General features: G+C 59.7%; 4 protein-coding genes. All 4 read right to left on the minus strand.

Annotated features, from left to right (window positions below; translation table 11 throughout):
• Nucleotides 1-24: 24 nt before the first annotated feature.
• Nucleotides 25-1,200 carry an HlyD family type I secretion periplasmic adaptor subunit gene (locus ACOTZP_RS02120; protein WP_022648066.1) on the minus strand — a complete coding sequence of 392 codons (1,176 nt, stop codon included), beginning with the start codon at nt 1,198-1,200 and terminating at the stop codon, nt 25-27.
• The gene (locus tag ACOTZP_RS02125; protein ID WP_022648065.1) at nt 1,197-3,362 is read right to left on the minus strand and encodes a type I secretion system permease/ATPase; all 2,166 of its coding nucleotides are present in this window, start codon (nt 3,360-3,362) and stop codon (nt 1,197-1,199) included. Before ACOTZP_RS02125 ends, ACOTZP_RS02120 begins: the two co-directional genes overlap by 4 nt.
• 176 nt (nt 3,363-3,538) lie before the next feature.
• The gene (locus tag ACOTZP_RS02130; protein WP_421633598.1) at nt 3,539-21,547 is read right to left on the minus strand and encodes an Ig-like domain-containing protein; all 18,009 of its coding nucleotides are present in this window, start codon (nt 21,545-21,547) and stop codon (nt 3,539-3,541) included.
• A 120-nt stretch (nt 21,548-21,667) separates the two neighbouring features.
• Nucleotides 21,668-22,981 (minus strand): TolC family outer membrane protein, encoded by a 1,314-nt coding sequence (locus ACOTZP_RS02135; protein WP_223861947.1) that lies wholly within the window; start codon nt 22,979-22,981, stop codon nt 21,668-21,670.
• Between the last annotated feature and the right edge of the window lie 84 nt (nt 22,982-23,065).

Raw genomic sequence — 23,065 nt, forward strand, 5'->3', positions numbered from 1 at the left:
CGTTCGGCTTGCTGAACGCCTTTTTTATCGCTCGCGCAGCGCCTCTTTTGCCTTATTTAACGGTTTCAGCAGATAATCAATGACGGATTTACTGCCGGTTTTGATATCAACCGTAGCTATCATGCCCGGAAACACCGGGAATTCCTTGCCCTGCCGGTTAGTCAGATGGTTACTGTCTGTACGGATATAAACGCGATAATAATAAACATCCCGTTTCACCTCGTCCTGAAGGGTATCCGGTGAAATCATCGTCACCTCCCCCTCCAGCCCGCCGTAAATGGAGTAGTCATAAGCGGTGATTTTCACCAGCGCTTTTTGCCCGGGATGGATAAACGCGACATCGCGCGGTGAGATTTTCGCTTCTATCACCATCTGGTCATCAAGCGGTACCAGGCTCATCAGTTTGCCGTTCGGCGGGATCACCCCGCCAACCGTCGTCACGTCAATGTCTTTCACGATGCCACGCACCGGCGCATTAAACGTTAAGCGGGTGAGTGAGTCTTCGCGCCCTTTCATCACCGAACGCTGCGCTTCGATTTCCGCGTTCGCTTTCGCCAGTTCTTCGCGGGCGCGAACGTAGTACTGGTTTTTCATCTCGGTGATTTTGCTCTCCAGCTCATTTTTTTGGCGTTCAAGGCGTAAAACTTCGACCTTACTGGCCGCCCCCTGCGTCACCAGCGGGCGCGTTAATGCCAGTTCACGCTGCACGAGATCCGCTCCCTGGCGTAAACCCGCCAGCCCTTTTTCAAGACTTTCGCGACGAGACTGGTAAAGCGCCGTTTCCTGTTTAACCAGCTCAACGTCGTCATCCAGCTCTGCCGGGAATGTCAGCCCGGTGTCGTTCACTTCAGCATTCAGACGCGCGGCTGTCGCCATCGCAGCATTTAATCGAGACTCGCTCTCAAGCACGCTGGACTCGGTTTTCGTCCGGTCCAGTTGGGCAAGCTGTTGACCACGCTCGACGATATCGCCTTCGCGCACCATCAGACTGTGGATAATCCCCCCTTCCAGGGACTGGATCACCTGCTCGTGGGAGGACGGGATCACCTTGCCACTGCCCGTAGTGACCTCATCCAGCTGGAACAGGCTGGCCCAGGTAATAAACACCACCAGCAGGGCAAACAGCGACCATGCCACCAGCGACGATCGCGGCAGGCGGGGCTCCTTCAGTCGGCTATTAAAGCGGGAGAAATCATTCATGCCACGCCCTCCGTTTTCAGTTTAACCGTGCGCTGCGGCGCCTGCTGCGGGGCCATTCCGTGCTGGCGTAAAATGGCATCACGAGGGCCATCCATCACCACTTTGCCGTTTTCCAGCACGATAATGCGGTCAACCAGGTCCAGAATCGGCAGACGATGCGTCGCCACCACCAGCGTCCGGCGCTTACCGAGCCACTGGTGCAGATGCTGGATAAATTGCTTCTCGCTGACCTCATCCAGCCAGGCTGTGGGTTCATCCAGCAGCAGAATATTCGGCGAGGTGATCAGCGCGCGGGCCAGCAACAGCGCCTGACGTTGCCCGCCGGAAAGCCCCATTCCGCCCTCGTTGATGATGGTGTTCAGCCCCATTTTCTGCTTGCGCACAAACTCCAGCGCGCCGCTATTGACCAGCGCCTGATGGATTTCCTCGTCTGTCGCCAGCGGATTACCCATCAGGATGTTGTCGCGTACGGAGCCGAAGAACAGCCTCGCCTGCTGACTGAGCAGCTGCATATCGCGGCGTACGTCAGCCGGGTCAAGATGATTGAGAGCAATATCGTCCAGCAAAATGCTGCCCTGCTGTGGCTCCTGCATTCCCGCCAGCAGGTGCAGCAAAGTGCTTTTCCCCGAACCATTCCGCCCGAGCACCGCCACGCGCTCCCCGGCGCGAATGCGCAGTTTGCTGACGTTCAGCACGGTGAGCTTCTCTTCTTCGTCGTAATAAAACCCGACGTCGTCCAGCTGATAATCACCGCGCAGGTGGGCTTTATGCACTTTTTTGCCGTGCTGGGGATCGTCAATCGGACGCTGCATCAGGTCATCCAGTCCCTTGCGGGCCACCTTTGCTGACTGCCAGCGGGAGAGCACGCCGGAAATCTGCGACAGCGGCGCAATGGTGCGGGACGCCAGAATCGAGGTGCCCACCAGCGCACCGGTGGTCATGTCGCCGCTGATGACCAGGTAACAGCCCACCAGCAGCACCACGGCGTAGACGATAGATTGCACCTCCTGGGTCCAGGTCAGCAGCAGCCCCGTCAGCCAGCGCTGTTTCATGCCGACGCTGGCGGCAACGTCATTGGTGTTATTCCACTGGTTCTGGAACCGCTGCTCGGCGCGCATCAGCTTGATGTCCTCAAGCCCCTGCACCGCTTCCACCAGCGTGGCGTTACGAATCGCCGATTCACGCATCCCTTCGCTGGAGAGTTTTCCCAGCGGGCGCTGCACCAGCAGGCCGGGAATGAGCAGCAGCGGCACGGCCAGCAGCACCACCAGCACCAGCGGGCCGCCAATCATCCACAGAATGAAGACGAACAGCAGGAAGAACGGCAGATCGGAGATGGCTGCAATGGTGGTGGAGGTGATCAGCTCCCGCACCGACTCCAGCTCGCGGATCTGGGCGATAAACGACCCGGTCGATTTCGACCGTGCGCCGTTTTTAATCCGCAGGGCGTGGGCAAACACGCGCTCGGAAATACGCAGGTCGGCGCGTTTCCCTACCACATCCGAAATATGCACCCGCAGCATGCGCATGATGAATTCAAACACGATAGCGATCATCACGCCGCCAAACAGCACCCACAGCGTGGCTTCCGACTGGGACGGCACCACCCTGTCATACACCTGCATGGAAAAGACCATGCCGGAGAGCGCCAGCACGTTGGCGACCAGCGCCACCAGCATAATATCGCTGTAACGACGCCAGTCTTTCAGCGCCAGCTGCCAGAACCAGTTTTTCTCATAGGGTTTGATGTAATCATCCACGCGCGCATCCGGCGTGGACTCCAGGGGACGCAGCACCATCAGCCCTTTTAACCGCGAACCGAGTTCGTCACGCGTCAGCGTCGTCTCCAGGCCGCCGTCGCCGCTGAACTGCACGCTGATGTTCCCTTCGTTGTCCATACGGTTGATGACCGCGATTTGCCCGCCGGTGAACTCCGCCAGCAGCGGTAAGCGCCACGGGTCGAGCGATACGGCTTCCGCCGCTACCCAACGCATCCCCAGCCCAAGCTGGCGCGCCATCTCCTCCAGCACCAGCTGGCGCGAAGACTGGCTTTCATGGTTAATCGTGACCCGAACATGCTCCGCCGAAAAATCCAGCCGATAGTGCTTAGCGATGATGAGCATGCCCTGCAACCAGGGTTCGTACTGTGGATGTGTCTTCATAATGCTACGTCCTGTTCAGGGCGATGATTTCGCACTGAAATGATACCTTTGCGAGATGATTAGAAATCGAACGTTACCTAAACGAGCCCGCAAAATAATCTTGTGAAATAGAGGGTTATGGCTATTAATGTAAAGAAACGCAAAAAGCCGCGAGGATCGCTCCCCGCGGCGTTGTTTTACGCAATTAACAGTTGATGATTTGCCAGCAGCGTCGCCAGATCCGTCTGCACGCCGTTCAGCGTCACCAGGGTGGTTGGCGAGAACTGGCCGCCCGTCCCGTCGAGGTCAACCTGGATCTCGGTGTTGCTGCCGTTCTGCACCACGCGGATGTAGTCAGCAATGTTGCCCGCGCTACTGTCCAGCGTCGCCACGCCGTTCACGTAGCTCGCCGAGCCGGTGCCGGTATAGCCGCTGTCGGAAAGCAGGTCGCGCAGATCGATGCGGTCCGTGTCTGCCGTCCCTTCCCAGGTACCGACGGTAAAGCCGTTCACCACATCGCTACCGTTGCCGCCCGTCGCGTCAGACGCGTTGATCAGCTTATAGAGCAGCGTGTCCTGACCGCCGCTGCCGATGTTGAAGGTGTCGTTACCGCCGCGGCCTTCAAAGAAGTTATCCGCGGTATTGCCTGTAAAGACATCGTCACCATTTCCACCAGCCAGCCCTTCAATGTTGACAAACCGTGCAGAACCAAAACCTGTATCTTGCATACCGGTCTTACTGAGATCGATATTCAGCGCTGTCGAACCAGCGAGCTTGTAATCGACAATATCCATTCCCCCTTCGGCGGTCCAGACGTTCACATCGGATACCACGCGGCTACCGCCGCCACCGTTATAAATATGCGTACCGGCCGTTGCGTATAGCGTGTCGTTGTAACCTGTTCCTACAATACCTACTGAATTGCTTCCATCCGTTGCGGCCTGGGCGCTATCAACGACTGCATCCCCATTTTCTGCGGTCAATACATAGGCATGGTTCTTCTCTACCGCTTTGAGTCCCGCCCAGGAAGCGTTGACGTTCTCGATGGTATTCGTTGTCCCGGAAGAGTCGAAACTGACGGACGAAACACCGCCAAAGTCATTAGCATTAGAAAGCAGTACAGCGCTGTAAGACTTGCTCGCATCAAGACCGTAGAAATACACCAGCCCTGTCGAATCGTTCATGTTCACGCCGCCCTGCGGGTTAATGACCTGTGAACTAACAACTTTACCGGTACTCTCGTCTACCAGCAGTACCGTATTACCATAGAAGGCGTTAATACCGTTGGCGTCAGAAATACGCAGAATGATGCTGGTTCCATCGTTGATGGTACTGGTATTTTCGATGTACTCCGTCTTGCCACCCGCCGCGCGGAACACGACTAAATCGCGATCGCCATCATAATCAAGGTCGAGCGCTAGTGCTCCCGTGGTGACGTTAGTGCTGCCCTGATTTGCGCCCGTTAACAGCGTTTGCGATGACCAGTTAACCTGCCCTGTACCGGCGTTCACACCATTGTTGAGCCAGAGCATGCCGATATTGTTGGCGTTAGTGGCAACTGTGCTGCCCGCTGCGCCCGCAATCTCGATCAGATCCATCTTGCCATCACCGTTCCAGTCCACCGCCAGCGAGGTCATGCTGTTTACGCTGTCGCCGAAGGTCTGAACATTCGACCCGGTTCCCACACCGTTAGCCGCCGCGGTTAAATTCCCGGCACCATCGTTGTAGAAAACGGCACTGGTGGCGTTACCCTGACCGGTTAGCCCTCCCACAAAGAGATCCATATAGCCATCGCCGTTAAGGTCGGCCCAGGTCATAGTGGTGTAATAATTACTCGTCGTCCCCTGATTTCCATAGAAAACCCCCGTCACAATCTGGGTATTGGTCAGCGTATAATTACCGTTTGCATCCACGCCATTGGTCGCGACCACCAGTCGGGTATTCGCACTGCTGGAGCCTCCGCCTGAGGTATAGTTGGTGCCTACCGTCCCGTGATACACAATGTCGACATAGCCATCATTGTTGAGATCCACGCCAGAGAGATCGCGGCTCATTTGCGCATTGTTATTGTTGGTCGATGCCACCCCATCCTGGGTTGTAGCGGTTTCAACATAAGCACCACTTTTGTCAAAGCCGATAATAGTGCCGTCCGTGTTCATTACGATTTGCGTATCATAGCCACCCGGTGCGTTGGAATCGTTTGGAGATCCATCGCCGTATACCATGTCGACAAATCCATCCCCATCAATATCAATGCCCATTACGCCGCCGTACCAACTCCATGTGTTGCCATTGACATCATTTGTCTGTCCCGCAACGCCATTAGAACCCACCTGGAAGGTGGTGTAGGTGCCGTCCGCATTGTATTTGAAAGACTGCTGGCCATTTGCATAACTGGTATCTGCACCGAGGATATCCATCAGGCCATCACGGTCAAAGTCGACAAATGTTGATTGCTGCTGTCTGTCCGGACCACTGATTGCGACGGAGCTGAATGAACCTAACGTCGTCGAACTGGTTGCGTTCTGGGTAAAGACCGTAGAATTGCTGAGGATCCTCCATGAGCCATCTTCAGCCAGAGTCAGTGCCGTGCCCGTATCCTGCGAAGAGGCTGCGGTCGAGGTAAAACTTATTTCCGGCGTCGGTGATACCGTCAGCTCGTTCGCGGAGTCATCCGCCGTGATCTGCGTGCCGTCAGCTTTGTAAAGTGCAGCCTTGACATCATATGTGCCTAGCGCCAGGGCGTCTGCGTCAGGGATCTGCACGTACCAGGTACTGTTCTTAGGATCAACAACGACAACGCCATTGCGAGAACTGTAAACCACATTGTTGACCGTCACTTCAACGTATTCACCATCGAGGATCTCGAAGTCAACGCGGCCGGTGATAATCGGCGTGGTATCCAGGGTATCCTGCACCTCTACATACATTTGCAAATCAACGGTGAAATCAAACACAGGTGAAGGTGTGGTTTCATTTCCAGCGGCATCGACAACGACCGCATAAAATTCCCCTTTTTCTCCATCTACCAGCGGATCCGTCAAGGCGAAGGACCAGGAAGTACCGTTTACGTCAGCCTCGCCAAGCAAGGTGCCGTCGGCGCGATACACACGCACCAGCTCGCCGGTCAAAAGCGAGGAAGACAACGTGCCGTTTAGCACAGGCAAACGATCGTCTGTTGTCGTGCCAGCACTAAACTCACCGCGTGATGAGCCTACCTCATCCGTATAGCTAATAATTGTCGCTGCGGTGTTAGACGGCGTCAGATCGACGGTAACCACCTGCTCAGCCGTTGCGCCTGTATTCCCCGCTAAATCTACAACCCGAACTTGATAGGTATGTTCCCCTTCAGGCAAATCGCGGATATCGATGAAGCTCCAGCGGTTGCCATTCATCGTGACATACTGCCAGGTCAAACCGTTATCGACGCTGATCTGCACATATTCACCGCTGGAAAGCGGCGCACCAATCGAACCATTGATAGTCAGTGACGTATCATTAGTCAGGAAGTCGCTGTCGCTATAGCCCGTATCGGTTGAAATACTGTCAATGCTGACGGTAATCGCACTATCAGGCGCCACCAGGTCCACGGTCACCTTCTGATATGCCGACCCACCAATGTTACCCGCGATGTCTATTACCCGCACATAGTAGTCATAGGTGCCGTTACCCAGCGTGCGGCCGTCCACGTAGTACCAACTGTTGCCGGTGACGATCACGTTCTGCCAGCTGACTCCGCCGTCGATGCTAATCTGGGCATATTCGCCGTCGGCCAGCGTTGCGCCGAGCGAGCCGTGCAGCGTCAGGGAGGTATCATTGGTGATAAAGTCGCTGCTGCTCAGGCCGGTATCGTCGCTGATGCTGTCGATAGCGATCGTTTTGCTGGCGTCCGGCGCGACGGTATCAATGGTCACCACCTGGCTGGTGGTGGCGCTGATATTCCCCGCGTCGTCAATCACCCGCAGCTGGTAGTTGTAGTCTCCGTCGGCCAGCGTGCGGCCATCAACGTAGGTCCAGCTCAGACCGCTGACGCTCACGTCAGTCCAGGTCGCGCCACCGTCCAGGCTGATCTGCGCGTGGTCGCCGCTGCCCAGGGCCGCGCCGAGCGTCCCTTTCAGGCTAATCTGGTTGTCGCTGGTAATGAAGTCGCTGTCGGACAGGCCGGTATCCTGCGAGACGGAATCCACGGTAATGCTCGTCGCCGCAGGCTTCGTCAGATCGATTACCACGTCCTGGCTGTCCGTTGCCCCGACGTTGCCCGCGTTATCAATGACGCGCACCTGGTACGGGTACGTCCCGTCCGTCAGGGTACGCCCATCGGTGTAGCGCCAGGTGGTGCCGGTCACGGTCAGGTCAATCCAGGTTGAACCACCGTCGAGGCTGATCTGCGCCTTCTCGTTATTACCGAGCTGCGCGGTCAGGGAACCGTTCACCACCACCTGCTTATCGTTGGTGATGAAGTCACTCGCGCTCAGGCCGGTATCGTTTTGCAGGGAATCAATGCTGATCCCCATTGACGGTGCGGTGAGATCCACGGTGACGCTGTGGTTATCGCTGGCGCTGTTGCCGATGGCGTTGCTCACCTGCGCATTGATCACGTACGAACCGCCGTCCGCCAGCGCGGTCACGTCTGCGCTGCCGACCGTATAGCTCCAGGTGCCGTCATTTTGAACGGTAGCCGTGTAGGTTTTACCGTTAAGCGTAATGGTCACCGTCTGGCCCGCAGGCGCGTCGGTGGTGCCGCTGACAATTAGCGGCGTGCCGTGCTCGGCGGCGTTGACAATATCGTCCTGGGCAAAGGTGTTAATGACGATGGTCGGCACGTCGCCGTTCAGCGTCACGTCGTGTGTTGCGCTGCCCGGGTTACCCGCCTTATCGCTCACCGTAGCCGTAATGGTGTAATCCCCATCGCTCAGGCCGAGGAAGTCGCGGCCCGGCACGAAGACCGACCACGAACCGTCTGCTCCAACGGTCGCCTGATAGCTGTGCCCGTTGAAGGAGACGGTCACCGTCTGGCCCTGCTCCGCGGTGGTGGTCCCGCTAATAGTCTGCCCCGCCAACTGCTCGGCGTTGTTGACGATATCGTCATCGGCCACGGTGCTGATGGTGACGGCTGGTGCGACGGTATCGACCGTTAAGGTATGGGTCGTCTGGCCGCTGTTACCGGCTTTATCGTTGACCACGGCGGTCACCGTCAGCGCACCCTGGCTCAGTGCGACCAGGTCTGCCGCCGGAACGTCCAGCGTCCAGGTGCCATCGCTGCCGACAAGCGCAGTGTAGGTTTTTCCGCCCAGCGTGACGGTCACCGTCTGGCCTGCTTCCGCGCTGGAAGAGCCGTGTACGGTGAGCGGCTGCTGAGCTTCCGCCGCATTCAGCACGTTGTCGCCCGACAACGTGTTCACGCTAATCACCGGCGCGGTGGTGTCCACGCTGATGGTATGCGTCGCCGAGGCGCTGTTCCCGGCGCTGTCCTGCGCCGAAACAGAAACCTGGTAGCTCGCGCCGTCGGCCAGGGTGCCCACGTCGGCGGCCGGTACAGTGGTTGTCCAGGAGCCATCGCTCTGGATAGTGGCCGTATAGCTCTTACCATTCAGGGTGATAGTAACCTGCGTACCGCTGGCGAACTGCGCGCTGGAGCCGTTGATGACCAGCGACGCCCCCGCTTCTGCCGCATTGATCACGTCATCGCCGCTGAGGGTGTTGACGGTCAGCGCGACCGATGCGGTATTTACCACCACGTCATGGGTCTGGGTGCTGCTGTTGCCCGCGCTGTCGGTGATTGTCGCGCTGAGGGTCACGGTGCCGTCGGTCAGGGCAGAAATGTCGCTGGCAGGAACGCCCACGCTCCATTTGCCACTGGCGTCAACGGTGGTGGTGTACTGATTCGAACCGATGGTGATAATCAGCTTATCGCCGACGCTGGCGCCGGTTGCGGTGCCGCTGACGATCTGCGCCTGCCCGTGCTCCACGCTGTTGATGACGTCATCGCCCGCCACAACGTTAAAGCTGACGGTCGGCGGTGTGGTATCAAGCGTAATCGCTTTACCCGCGCTGCCCGGGTTACCCGCGGCGTCACTCACGCTCACCTGCACGGTGTAGCCGTTATCCGCCAGGGCGGACAGGTCTGTGCCCGGCACGTTAACGCTCCAGACGCCGCCCTGCTGAACCTGCGCGGTGTAGCTGTTCCCGCCGAAGGTTACGGTTACCGTCTGACCGACTTCCGCCGTGGTGGTGCCGGAAATGGCCACGCCCGCAGCCGCTTCGCTGCCGTTGATCACGTTGTCGCCTGCGACCGTGTCAATCGTCACGGTTGGCGCGGTGGCATCTACACTGTATTCGCGGCCCGCCGAAGCGCTGTTGCCGTGCGCGTTGGTGATGCTCACCTGCACGCTGGCGTCGCCGTCTTTCAGACCCGCCAGATCCGAGGAAGGCACGCTCGCCGTCCAGTTGCCGTCGGCATCGACTTTGGCGGTGTAAGACTTGCCGCCAAAGGTGATGGTCACGGTCTGGTTCTCTTCCACATTGGATGTGCTGCCGGAAAGCACCAGATCCGCGCCTTTCTCCGCCGCATTAATCACGTCGTCGGTGGCGATGGCATCGATGCTGATTGCCACGGCTGCCAGATCGACGGTGACGTCGTGGCTGATGGAGACCGGATTGCCCGCCGCGCTCTGGCCCCCTACGGTGACGGTCATCGTGCCTGCGGCCAGAGCGCCCACGTCTGCCGCCGGGATCGCCGCGGTCCAGGAGCCGTCTGCCAGTACCGACGCGGCATAGGTCTTGCCATTCAGGGTCACGGTGAGCGTAGTGCCCGCCGCCAGCCCATCGCTTGAGCCAGTGACGATAAGATTCTGACCATGCTCAATGCTGTTGATCACGTCATCGCCCGCCACGGTATCCACGCGCAGCCCCGGCAGGCTGGCGTCGATAGTGATATCGCGCTCGCCCGTTCCCGAATTGCCATGGTCATTAGTGACGGTCGCTGACACCGTTAAATCGCCGTTGCCCAGCGCCGTCAGAACCGACTCAGGCACGTTCACGGACCAGGTCAGATCGCTCTGCACCGTCGCGGTGTAGCTGTTGCCGCCGATGGTCACCGTCACGGTGTTGCCCGCCTCAGCGTTCGTTACCCTGCCGCTGAGGGTCTGCCCCGCAGCCACTTCCGCCGCGTTAATCACGTTGTCGCCCGCCACTGTGTTGATGGTGACGGTTGGCAGCGCGGTGTCGACAAGCAGGTTCGCGGTATTGCTCACGCTGTTGCCCACGCCGTTGGTGGCGGTCGCGCTCAGGGTGTAGTTGGCTTCGCCCAGGCTCGCCAGATCCGCCGCCGGAACGGTCAGGCTCCAGGTGCCGTCTGCCGCAGTTGTCGCCGTGTAGTTTTTACCGTTCAGAATTACGGTCACCACGGTGCCTTCCGCCAGGTTGGCGCTGGTGCCGCTGACGCTCAGGTCCTGCCCTTTTTCTACCGCGTTCAGTACGTTGTCATCGCTGATGGCGTTAAAGCTGACCGACGGCAGACCGGTATCGACGGTCACATTATGCGTGCCGCTGCCGGTGTTGCCCGCCGCGTCGGTGACAGACGCAGTGACGGTCACGGTGCCGTCGCTGAGGACTGAAATGACGCTGGCCGGAACGCCCACGCTCCAGTTACCCGCCGCGTCCAGCACGGTGGTATAAGTCTGGCCGCCGATCGTGACGGTGACCTTATCGCCCGCTGCCGCGCCGGTGGCGGAGCCGCTGACGATCTGCGCCTGATTGTGTTCAGCCGCGTTAATCACATCGTCACCTGCAACGGTGTGGATGGTCACCCCAGGAACGGTCACATCCACCGTCAGAGTGTGATCAACCGATGCCGGGTTACCCGCCTTGTCGCTGACTGAGGCAGTGACCGTCACGCTGCCGTCGGTTAATCCTGCCAGATCCGCCGCCGGAACGTTCAGCGTCCAGCTGCCGTCCGCGCTCACGGTTGTGGTGTAATCTTTGCCGTTCAGCGACACGGTCAGCGTCTGGCCCGCTTCGGCGGTGCTGGTGCCGGAGATTGCCAGGTCTGACTGCGCTTCCGTGGCGTTGAGGATATCGTCTGTGGCAATCGTGTTGATGGTCACGGACGGCGCGGTAGCATCCACGCTGTACTCGTGGCCCGCAGACGCGCTGTTGCCGTTCACGTTGGTGACGCTCACCTGCACGCTGGCATCGCCGTCCTTCAGGCCAGCCAGATCCGCTGACGGCACGGTGTAAGTCCAGTTGCCGCTGTCGTCCACGGTGGTGGTGTAGATCCTGCCGTTCAGACTGATGGTCACGGTCTGCCCGGCTTCCACGTTGGTGGTCGCACCGGACAGCACCAGATCCGCGCCCTTCTCCGCCGCGTTAATCACGTCGTCGGTGGCAAGCGCATTGATGCTGATGGCAACGGTAGCCAGATCCACGGTCACATCGTGGCTGATGGAGATCGGGTTACCCGCCGCGCTGTCGCCGGTAACGCTGATTTTCACGGTGCCTTCCGGCCACGCGCTCACGTCGGTGGACGGGATCGCCGCGCGCCAGGTGCCGTCTGCCAGTACCGTTGCCGCGTAATCTTTACCGTTGACGGTAACCCTCAGCGCCGTGCCCGGCGCCAGCCCGTCGCTGGAGCCTGAAACAATCAGGTTCTGCGCGTGCTCAATGGTGTTGATCACGTCATCACCCGCCACGGTATTCACGCGCAGGCCCGGCAGGTTAGCGTCGATAGCGATCTCGCGCTCGCCGGTCCCGGTGTTGCCGTGGCCGTTGGTGACGGTTGCCGTCACGCTCAGGCTGCCGTTGCCGAGTGCGGTCAGCACGTCAGACGGCACATTCACGGACCAGGACAGATTGTTCTGCACCGTTGCGGTGTAGCTGTGGCCGCCGATAGTCACGGTCACGGTGTTGCCCGCTTCGGCATTCGCCACGGTGCCGCTCAGGGTCTGACCTGCCGCCACTTCCGCCGCGTTGATGACGTTGTCGCCCGCCACGGTGTTGATGGTGACGGTTGGCAGCGCGGTGTCCACCAGCAGGTTCGCGGTGTTGCTCACGCTGTTGCCCACGCCGTTGGTGGCGGTCGCATTCAGGGTGTAACTGGCCTGACCGAGACCGGCCAGATCCGCCGCCGGAACCGTCAGGCTCCAGGTGCCGTCTGCCGCAGTTGTCGCCGTGTAGTTTTTGCCGTTCAGAATTACGGTCACCACGGTGCCTTCCGTCAGGTTGGCGCTGGTGCCGCTGACGCTCAGGTCCTGCCCTTTTTCAACGGCGTTCAGGACGTTGTCATCACTGATGGCGTTGAAGCTGACCGACGGCAGACCGGTATCGACGGTCACATTATGCGTGCCGCTGCCGGTGTTGCCCGCCGCGTCGGTGACAGACGCAGTGACGGTCACCGTACCGTCGCTGAGGCCTGAAATCACATTTGCCGGAACGCCCACGCTCCAGTTACCCGCCGCGTCCAGCACGGTGGTGTAAGTCTGGCCGCCGATCGTGAAGGTGACCTTATCGCCCGCCGCCGCGCCGGTGGCGGAGCCGCTGATAATCTGTGCCTGCTTGTGTTCAGCCACGTTAATCACGTCGTCGCCTGCCACGGTGTGGATGGTCACAGTCGGAACGGTCACATCCACCGTCAGAGTGTGATCAACCGATGCCGGGTTACCCGCCTTGTCGCTGACTGAGGCAGTTACCGTCACGCTGCCGTCGGTTAATCCTGCCAGATCCGCCGCCGGAACGTTCAGCGTCCAGCTGCCGTTCGCGCTGACGGTTGTGGTGTAATCTTTGCCGTTCAGCGATACGGTCAGCGTCTGGCCTGCTTCGGCGGTGCTGGTGCCGGAAATTGCCAGGTCTGACTGCGCTTCTGAGGCGTTGAGGATATCATCTGTGGCAATCGTGTTGATGGTCACGGACGGCGCGGTAGCATCCACGCTGTACTCGCGACCCGCCGAGGCGCTGTTGCCGTTCACGTTGGTGACGCTTACCTGCACGCTGGCATCACCCTCTTTCAGACCGGTCAGATCCGAAGATGGCACAGTGGCGGTCCATTTACCCTCAGCGTCCACCGTGGCGGTGTAGTTCTTGCCGCCGAAGGCGATGGTGACGGTTTGATTTTCCTCCACGTTCGCAGTGGTGCCGGAGAGCACCAGATCCGCGCCCTTCTCGGCGGCGTTGATCACGTCATCGGAAGCGATGGCGTCAATGCTGATGGCGACGTTTGCCAGATCCACCATCACATCATGGTTGATAGTCACCGGATTGCCCGCGCTGCTCTGGCCTTCAACGGTCAAGGTGACCGTGCCTGCGGCAAGGGCACTCACGTCCGCAGAAGGGATCGCCGCACTCCAGGTGCCGTCTGCCAGCACGGTAGCCGCATAGGTTTTACCGTTTACGGTGACGGTCAGCGCCGTACCCGCCGTCAGGCCGTCGCTTGAACCCGTGATAATCAGATTCTGCCCGTGTTCGATGCTGTTAATCACGTCATCGCCCGCCACGGTGTCCACGCGCAGGCCCGGCAGATTCGCGTCTATCACGATTTCGCGCTCGCCCGTTCCGCTATTGCCCACGCCGTTGGTGACGCTGGCTGACACGGTTAAATCGCCGTTGCCCAGTGCGGTCAGCACCGACTCCGGCACGCTCACGGACCAGGTGAGATCGCTCTGCACCGTTGCGGTGTAGCTGTTGCCGCCAATGGTCACGGTCACGGTGTTGCCTGCTTCGGCATTCACCACCTTACCGCTGATGGTCTGGCCGGTTGCCATCTCCGCCGCGTTAATGACGTCGTCACCTGCCACGGTGTTGATAATCACGCCCGGCAGAACGGATTCCACGTTCACGGTGTGCGAGGTGCTGGTGCTGTTGCCGACGCTGTCCGTCGCGGAGGCCGACACGGTGTAAAGCGCTTCACCCAGTTGCCCCACCTCGCTCGCCGGAACGGTTGTAGTCCATTGGCCATTGGTAGCTACCGTGGCGCTGTACGCTTTGCCGTTGAGCATCACGGTCACCACCGCGCCTGTCGCCAGGCCGGAAGCCGTACCGGAGATCGTCAGATCCTGGGTTTTCTCGGTGTTGTTGATCACATCGTCACCGGACACGGTGTCAATGGTCAGCACCGGCGCGGTGAGGTTGACTTCAACCTCGTGCGTTGTGCTGTTGCTGTTTCCGGCTTTATCGGTCAGCGCCGCGGTGATGGTGTGATCCCCTGCGGTCAGAGCACTCACGTCCGCCGCAGGCACGCCCACGTTCCACTTGCCGGAAGCGTCCAGGGTCGCCGTGTAATCTTTGTTATTGATGGTGACGGTCACCACGTCACCCGCCGCCGCACCGGTCACGGAACCGGTGACAATCAGCGCCTGCGCATGCTCGGCGCTGTTGATCACGTCGTCGTCGGAAACGGTGTTAATGGTCAGCTGTGGCACCGTGGTATCCACCAGCACATCGCGATCCGCCGAGGCCGGGTTACCCGCTTTATCCAGGACGGCTGCCGTGATGGTGTAATCGCCGTCGGAAATCGCGCCGACATCCGCAGACGGTACGGTGACGCTCCAGCTGCCATTCGCCTGCACGGTGGTGGTGTAATTCTCGCCGTTCAGGGTCACGGTCACGGTCTGGCCCGCTTCCGCATCAGAGACGCCGTTGATGACCAGATCCTGCTGCGCTTCGGCAGCATTGATGATGTTGTTGTCGCTGACGATTTCAATCGACACCGTCGGCGCGGTGGCATCCACGCTGTACTCGCGGCCCGCAGAGGCGCTGTTGCCGTTTACGTTGGTGACGCTGACCTGCACGCTGGTGTCGCCGTCTTTCAGTCCGCCCAAATCGGCAGACGGTACGGTCGCCGTCCAGTGGCCGCTGGCATCCACCGTCGCGCTATAGGTCTTACCGCCGAAAATGATAGTAACGGTCTGGTTTTCTTCCACGTTGGTGGTCGAGCCGGACAGCACCAGATCCGCACCCTTCTCGGCTGCGTTAATCACGTCGTCGGTAGCTACGGCGTCGATGCTGATGGCGACCGGCGCTAGATCCACCTTCACGTCATGGCTGATGGAAACCGGATTACCCGCCGCGCTCTGGCCGTCAACGGTCACGGTGACTATACCTGCGCTCAGCGCGCCGACGTCAGCCGCCGGAATAGCCGCCGTCCAGGTGCCGTCCGCCAGCACGGTTGCCGCGTAGGTTTTGCCGTTGACGGTGACCGTCAGCGCCGATCCGCTCGCCAGCCCGTCGCTGGAGCCGGTGATAATCAGGTTTTGAGTATGCTCGATGCTGTTGATCACATCGTCGCCTGCCACGGTATCCACGCGCAGGCCCGGCAGGCTGGCATCAATCGTGATGTCGCGCTCGCCGGTGCCGGTGTTGCCGTGGCCGTTGGTCACGCTCGCTGTTACGGTGAGATCCCCGTTACCGATAGCGGTTAAGACGTCAGATGCCACGTTAACCGACCAGCTCAGATCGTCCTGAACCGTCGCGGTATAGGTGTTGCCCCCGATACCGATCGTGACAGTGTCACCGCTCGCCGCGCCGCTCACTTTCCCGCTCAGGGTTTGTCCGGAAGCCACTTCCGCTGCGTTAATCACGTCGTCGGTGGCAACTGCATTAATGGTGACCTGCGGCAGCGCGCTGTCGACCAGCACGCTATAGCTGGTGTTCGCGCTATTACCCGCGGTATCGGTCACGCTGGCCGTCACGCTGTAGCTCGCTTCGCCCAGTGCCGAGACGTTTGCCGCCGGAACGGTGACGCTCCAGTTACCGCTGGCATCGGTGGTGGCGGCGTAACTGATACCGTTCAGGGTTACGGTGATGCGGGTCCCGTCCGGCTGGTTGCTGGTGCCGGAGACCAGCAGATCCTGACCTTTCTCGGTCGCGTTGATCACGTCGTCAACCGCCAGGGTAGTGATGGCAATCACCGGCGCGGTCAGGGAGACGTCAAACGCGTGCGTCGCGCTGGTGCTGTTGCCCGCTTTATCGGTGAGCGTGGCGGAGATCGTTTGATCGCCGTTAGCCAGCGCGCCCACGTCCGCCGCCGGAACGCCCACGCTCCAGTTACCGGCACCGTCCAGCATGGCGGTGTAGTCTTTGCCGTTCAGGGTCAGGGTAATCACATCGCCCGCCTGCGCGCCCGTCACCTTGCCGGTGACAATCAGCGCCTGGCCGTGCTCGGCAATATTAACAATGTCGTCGCCCGCCACAATGTTGAAGGTAATCTGCGGCACGGTAGTGTCGACCAGCACGGACGCCCCCGCGCTGGCCGGGTTGCCCGCTTTATCGGACACGGTCGCCGTGACCGCCGCGCTACCGTCTGCGATCCCCGCCAGATCCGCCGCCGGTACATCCAGCGTCCAGCTGCCGTTTGCCTGCACCTGGGCGGTGTACTGATTGCCGTTGAAGGTCACGGTGACCGTCTGGCCTGCTTCGGCAGTAGACGTCCCGCTCAGGGTCAGGTCCTGCGCGGCCTCTGCCGCATTTAGCATGTTGTCGCCGCTGATGGTGTTGATGCTGACCGCTGGCGCGGCGGTATCGACGCTGAATGCCTGCGAGGAAGAGGCCGCGTTGCCGTTCACGTTGGTTACGCTGACCTGTACGCTGGCGTCGCCGTCCTTCAGGCCGCTCAGATCGGCAGCCGGTACGGTGCAGGTCCAGTCGCCGTTGGCATCGACCATCGTGGTCCAGGTTTTACCCGCAAAGATAATGGTAACGGTCTGGCCCGCTTCAACGTTCGAGGAGGAGCCGGACAGCACAAGATCCTGGCCTTTTTCTGCCGCGTTCAGCACGTTGTCGTCCGTCACGCTGTTGATGCTTATCGCCACCGGGGCGAGATCGACATCCACCACGGTACCGATGTTCACCGGGTTGCCGGAGGTATCCTGCGCGCTGGCGCTGATGGTGAGCGACCCGTCCTCCCACCGGGAGACGTCCGCGGCCGGAACCGCAGCCTGCCAGGTGCCGTCCGCCAGTACCGAGGCGGAATAACTCTTGCCGTTGATGCTCACGGTGACGGTGCTACCCGCCGCCAGGTCGGTGCTGGTGCCGGAGATAACCAGGTTCTGCGCGTGTTCAATAACGTTAATGACGTCGTCACCGGCGACGGTATCAATGCGCAGGCCGGGCAACTGGGCGTCAATGGTGACATCCAGGGAAGACGATCCGGTATTACCGTGCGCGTTCGTCACGCTGGCCGATACGGTCAGGTCGCCGTTGCCGAGCGCGGTTAACTGACTCTGGGTTAACGGCAGGCTCCAGGTGAGATCGTCCTGTACGGTAGCCGTGTATGTCTGCCCGCCGATGATAATGGTGACGGTATCGCCCGATGCCGCGTTCGATACTTTCCCGGTCAGGGTTTGCCCTGCGGCCACTTCCGCCGCGTTAACGATATTGTCGCCCGCGACGTTGTTGAGGGTAACAACCGGCAGCGAGCTGTCCACCAGCACATCGTGCGTGGCAGAGGCGCTGTTGCCCACATTATCGGTGACGCTCGCCGTCACGGTGTAATTGGCTTCACCCAGCGCGCTCACCGCAGAGGCGGGTACGGAAACGCTCCATTTGCCGCTGGCGTCGGTGGTGGCTGCATAGTTGATACCGTTCAGATTAACGGTGATGGTGGTTCCTTCCGGCTGGTTGCTGGTACCGGAAAGCAGCAGATCTTCGCCCTTCTCTGCCGCATTGATCACGTCATCCGCTGCCAGCGTATTAATACCGATTACAGGCGTGACTGTATTGACCACCACATCCACTGAACTGCTGCCGGTGTTGCCGGACCGATCGGTCACGGAGACGTTAATGCTCCAGGTGCCGTCCGTCAGCCCCTGAACGACGGACGCAGGCAGGCCGAGGCTCCAGTTGCCCGCCGCATCCACCACGGTGGTGTAGTCCACGTTATTGATGGTGATGATGACCAAATCACCCGCCGCCGCGCCGGTGACGGAGCCGCTCAGGATCTGCGCCTGTGAATGGGCCAGCTGGTTAACGGTGTTGGTGTCGGTGACGAAATCGTTGATGGTCACCTGCGGCACGGTGGCATCCACCAGCCCAACGCGGTCCGCGCTGCTGCTGTTGCCCGCCACGTCACTGACGGTGGCCGTGACGGTGACATTGCCATCGGTCAGCGCGCCAACGTCGGCGGCAGGCACGTTCAACTGCCAGCGACCGTCCGCCTGGACCGTGGTCTGGTAAGATTTACCGTTCAGCGTCACGGTGACCGTCTGGCCCGCTTCAGCGGTTGTGCTGCCGCTGAGCACCAGATCCTGCTGCGCTTCTGCCGCATTAATGATGTTGTCGTCGGTCAGGTTATCAAGCGTAATGGCTGGCGGCTGCGTATCGACGGTCACCACGCGTGAGGCGTCCGCGCTGTTGCCGTTGACGTTAGTCACGCTGACGCTCACCTGCGCCCGCCCGTCGATCAGCGTTTCCATCGCGCTCGCCGGAACGGTCAGGCGCCAGGAGCCGTCCTGCTGCACCTGTGCGGTAAAGGTTTGATCCGCGAATTTCACCACCACGGTTTGCCCGGCCTCTACGCCCTGCGTCTGACCGGAAAGCGTGACATCCGCGCCTTTTTCCGCCGCGTTGAGCCTATCGTCAGTGGTTACGGTATCGATGGTGACGGCCACCGCGTTCAGGTCAAGCTCGATCGGGTGTTCAGCCGCCACGGTGTTGCCCCAGGCATCTTCCGCACTGACGCTGACGGTCATGCCTCCCGCCGTCCATGCCTGCAGGTCCGCTGACGGCACGCCAATCTGCCAGCTGCCGCTGGCGTTAACCGTGGTGACGTATTCAACATTATTGATGGTGACGGTGATCTGTGTGCCTTCGGCCAGATGAGTGCTGGAGCCGGTCACGGCCAGATCCTGCTGCTGTTCAATGGCGTTAATCACGTCATCGCCAGAGATCGTGTTCACGCGCAGGCCCGGCAGTTCGGCGTTGATGTTGATATCACGCTCGCCGGTGCCGGTGTTGCCGTGCGCATTGGTGACAGAGGCGCTGAAGGTTAAATCGCCGTCGCCAAACGCCTGAAGGTCGGCCGATAGGATGGTCACGCTCCATTTCAGGTCGCTGCCAACCGTCGCGGTGTAGCTCTTGCCGCCCACGGTGACAGAGACGGTATCGCCCGCCGCCGCGCCGGTGACGCGTCCGCTGAGGGTTTGGTCAACCGCCGCTTCGGCGTTATTGACCAGGTTATCCCCGGCAAAGGAGTTGAGGATCACCTGCGGCAACGCGGTATCGACCAGCAGATTCGCCTCGGCGGAGCCGCTGTTACCCACGCTGTCGGTGCCGCTGACGCTCACGGTGTAAAGGGTATTCGCCAGATCCAGCACGTCGGAAACCGGCACCTGAACGGACCAGCTACCATTCTCAACGGTGGCCTGATAGTTAACGTTGTTCAACGTCACGGTGACAGCGCTGCCGTTCGGCAGATTACTGGTCCCGCTCAGGCTCAGAGGCTGCATGGCCTCCTGCGCATTCAGGACGTTATCCTGGCTGATGGGGTCAAGGGTGAATTCCGGCGGGTTGCCGCTGAGCGTAATGCCGTGCGTCGCGCTGCTGGTGTTGCCCGCCGCATCGGTCACGGAGACCGAAATGCTGTGGCTACCTTCACCCAGCGCGCCAATGACAGAGGCTGGCACGCCGACGCTCCAGCTGCCGTCCGCCTGGACGACACCGGTAAAGGTCTTGCCGCCAACGGTCACGGTGACAACGTCGCCCGCCGCCGCGCCGTTCGTCTGGCCGGAAATAATCTGAGCCTGCCCCTGCTCGCTGGTGTTCAGAATGTCGTCGCCCGCGACAGTGTTGATAGTGACCACTGGCGCTGCGGTATCGACCGTGAAATCGGCGGTGGTGGAGGCCCCGTTACCCGCTTTGTCGCTGACGTTTGCCGTCAGGGTGTGCTCGCCGTTAGCCATCGCCTGTACTTCACTGGCCGAAAGCGTAACGGACCAGGTGCCGTCGCTGCCCACGGTCGCCGTGTGATTTTTGCCGTTCAGCGTGACCGTCACAATCTGGCCCGCTTCCGCATCGGTTTTTCCGGTCAGCGTCAGCGGCTGATTATGTTCAGCCGCGTTGATGATGTTGTCCTGGGCGATCGTGTCGACAGAAATCGCTGGCGCAGCGGTATCGACGCCAATCGTCTGGCTGCCGGTCACGGTGTTGCCCGCCGCGTCTTTGCCGCTGACGTTGACCGTCCAGGTACCATCGCCCAGCGCCTGCGCGTCAGCAGCAGGCACCTTCACGCTCCATGCGCCGTTTGCCCCCACTTCTGCGGAATAGGTTTTACCGTTCAGCGTGACGGTAAGCGCCGTTCCCTGCGCCAGGTTTTTGCTGGTGCCGGACAGCGTAAAGCCAGCGGCCTGCTCGCTGGCGTTGATCACGTTATCGCCCGCCGTGGTGGCGAGCGTCACGCTGGTATCCGCTGTAGAAACGGTTACGGTAATACTGCCCGCAGAGGTCGTTTTACTGCCGTCGATCTGGACGACGGACCAGGTATGTTCCCCCTCCGCCTGGGTCGGAAGTGTTACCGTCCAGGTGCCGTCCTTTGCGACCATGGTGCTGGCGATGGTGCTGCCGCTGCTGTCTTTAACCTGAATTGTCGCGCCCGGCTGCCCGGTACCGCTGAAGGTTGGGGTGTTATCATCCGTGACCTCTTTTGCACTCAGCACCCCCTGCTTGTCACCCGCGTTATCCGTCAGCAAAAATGTTGGCGTGGCGCTTTCGACTTCTTTTGTATTATCAATAACTTTTGTTTTGGTTTCGCCGTCACCGCCGTGAGCCAGCAGTGCGCCAATCGCACCGCCTCCCAACGCCGCTCCGGCAATCCAGCCCCACGGCGCATCGCTTAAGACGCTTCCCTGCTCCAGAAAAGGTTCAATGCTGCTAATGGGTGCAGCCTGGGCGGTTAATTCGGTGGCGGCAACGCCTGATGCTTCCCCGGCATCGGCAAATGAAATATGCGTCAACTCCTGGTTATCGTTAAATACCAGTTCGGAATGATTATGGGTTTCCGTGTCTTCGACAAAATAATTATTGCAGCGGATCACGCTGCCATCTTTCATATAAATGAGGAGGTCATTCCCCTGGCGGACATAACGCACCACGTCCTGAGCAGAACCCTGAATTTCAATCACGCTCGGCGATGAAATAGAGACCGAGAGATTACCTTCACCGGTTAATTTCGTTTTTTCTGCCGTTTTTCGAATGATAACATCAACAACTTTTGCGTTACTCATATTCTTCTCCTTGCAGGTGCGCGTATTCCTGTGGTTATGTCCACCAGAGGGATGTAACTATCCCTGGGAAAAACCACCCATTATTGTCTGACTTATTTCGCGCAGAAAGGCGCGCCTTTTTTAACTCAAATCAGGTAATTTCGCGGCAGCGTTTTTCTCTATTCCGATAAGCGGCATGAGATTATCCACCGCGGAGGCGTAATTAATCGCCGCGCTCCAGCCATCGTATTCAGCCATTATTTTCGCTGAGGTGGCAGACCAGACATCCTGCTCCACGCTGAGCAGATCGTTAATGCTGCGCTTGCTCAGGGTATATTCATTTTTGTAGACGTCGCGGGCGCGCAACGCATTTTCCAGCTGACGTTTTCCGGCCTCCATACGTCCTTGCGCCCCGGTCCAGTCGGCCTGTGCGACGGAGGCTTTTTGCAGGACATCAAAACGGGCCTGATCGACCTGAGACGATGCCATTGCCCTTGCGCCCTCGGCCTGACGGACGCGCGCCGAGACCGCGCCGCCCTGATAAAGCGGTGCATCAATATTGAGCTGGATCTGATCATCCCAGTACGCGCGATTATCAGACTCGTACCGGGTGCGGCCCCCTTTCAGGCTTAAGGTTGGCCAGTGCTGTGACTTCGCGGTTTCTACGCCGTACTGGGCTGAACGCTCCATGTTCTGCGCGGCCATCACCGTTGGGATCAGTGAATAATCAATTCGATTGAGAGAATCCGACTCCACGGCCAGACCTCCCGGAACCGGTGAATAGCGTTCAGCCTGTATGCCAGTTAATACCGCCAGCCGCGCGCGGGCGCTGTTCAGGGACGCATTGTACTGCTCTACCGTCGCCTGCATTCCGGCAATACGGGTGCGGGTCTGAAGCTCATCAGAGGTGGAGCTTACGCCTGCATCGGCGCGGAGTTTTGCCAGCTGCTCAACGTTTTTAAGCGCCTGCACGTTCTCTGTTGCCGCCTGTAGCAGATCGCTGTAGCGTTTCACTTCCACATAGCTGAGGGCCGTTTTTTCCGCGACGGCAGACATCGTGCTCATTAGCTGGTAGCGATAGCTGTCACGCTGAGCTGAAGACTGGCTGATGCTGTTATTGGTCTTGCCAAAATCGTACACAAGCTGCGTCAGGCTCAGCCCCCAGGCTGCGGAATTTCGCAACGAGCCGCTCGAATCGGTGGTCTGGCTGTGACCCGTACTCCCGTTCAGGGCTATTTGTGGCATCCAGCCACTACGCGCTTCGTCTATTTGTGCCTGGCCAATCCCCAGCTGTGCAGCCTGCTGACTCACCGACGGGTCGCGGTCAAGAGCGAAAAGAATACTTTCTTTCATCGTCATTGCCGCAACGGGAGATATCCCTACCAGACCGTTAGTTGCATGAGCCGCAGTCACCACCAGTGAAATTAAGGTCAGGGAAGCAGATAATCTGAGCATCCTGTTATTGCATTTCATCTTTATAATACCCCCGGACTTCAGGTGATGGCTAAATAATTACCAGGAAGAGGTACAAATAATTCA

This window comes from Enterobacter cloacae complex sp. SYL001 (assembly GCF_049237025.1).
Taxonomy (GTDB): Bacteria; Pseudomonadota; Gammaproteobacteria; order Enterobacterales; family Enterobacteriaceae; genus Enterobacter; species Enterobacter intestinihominis.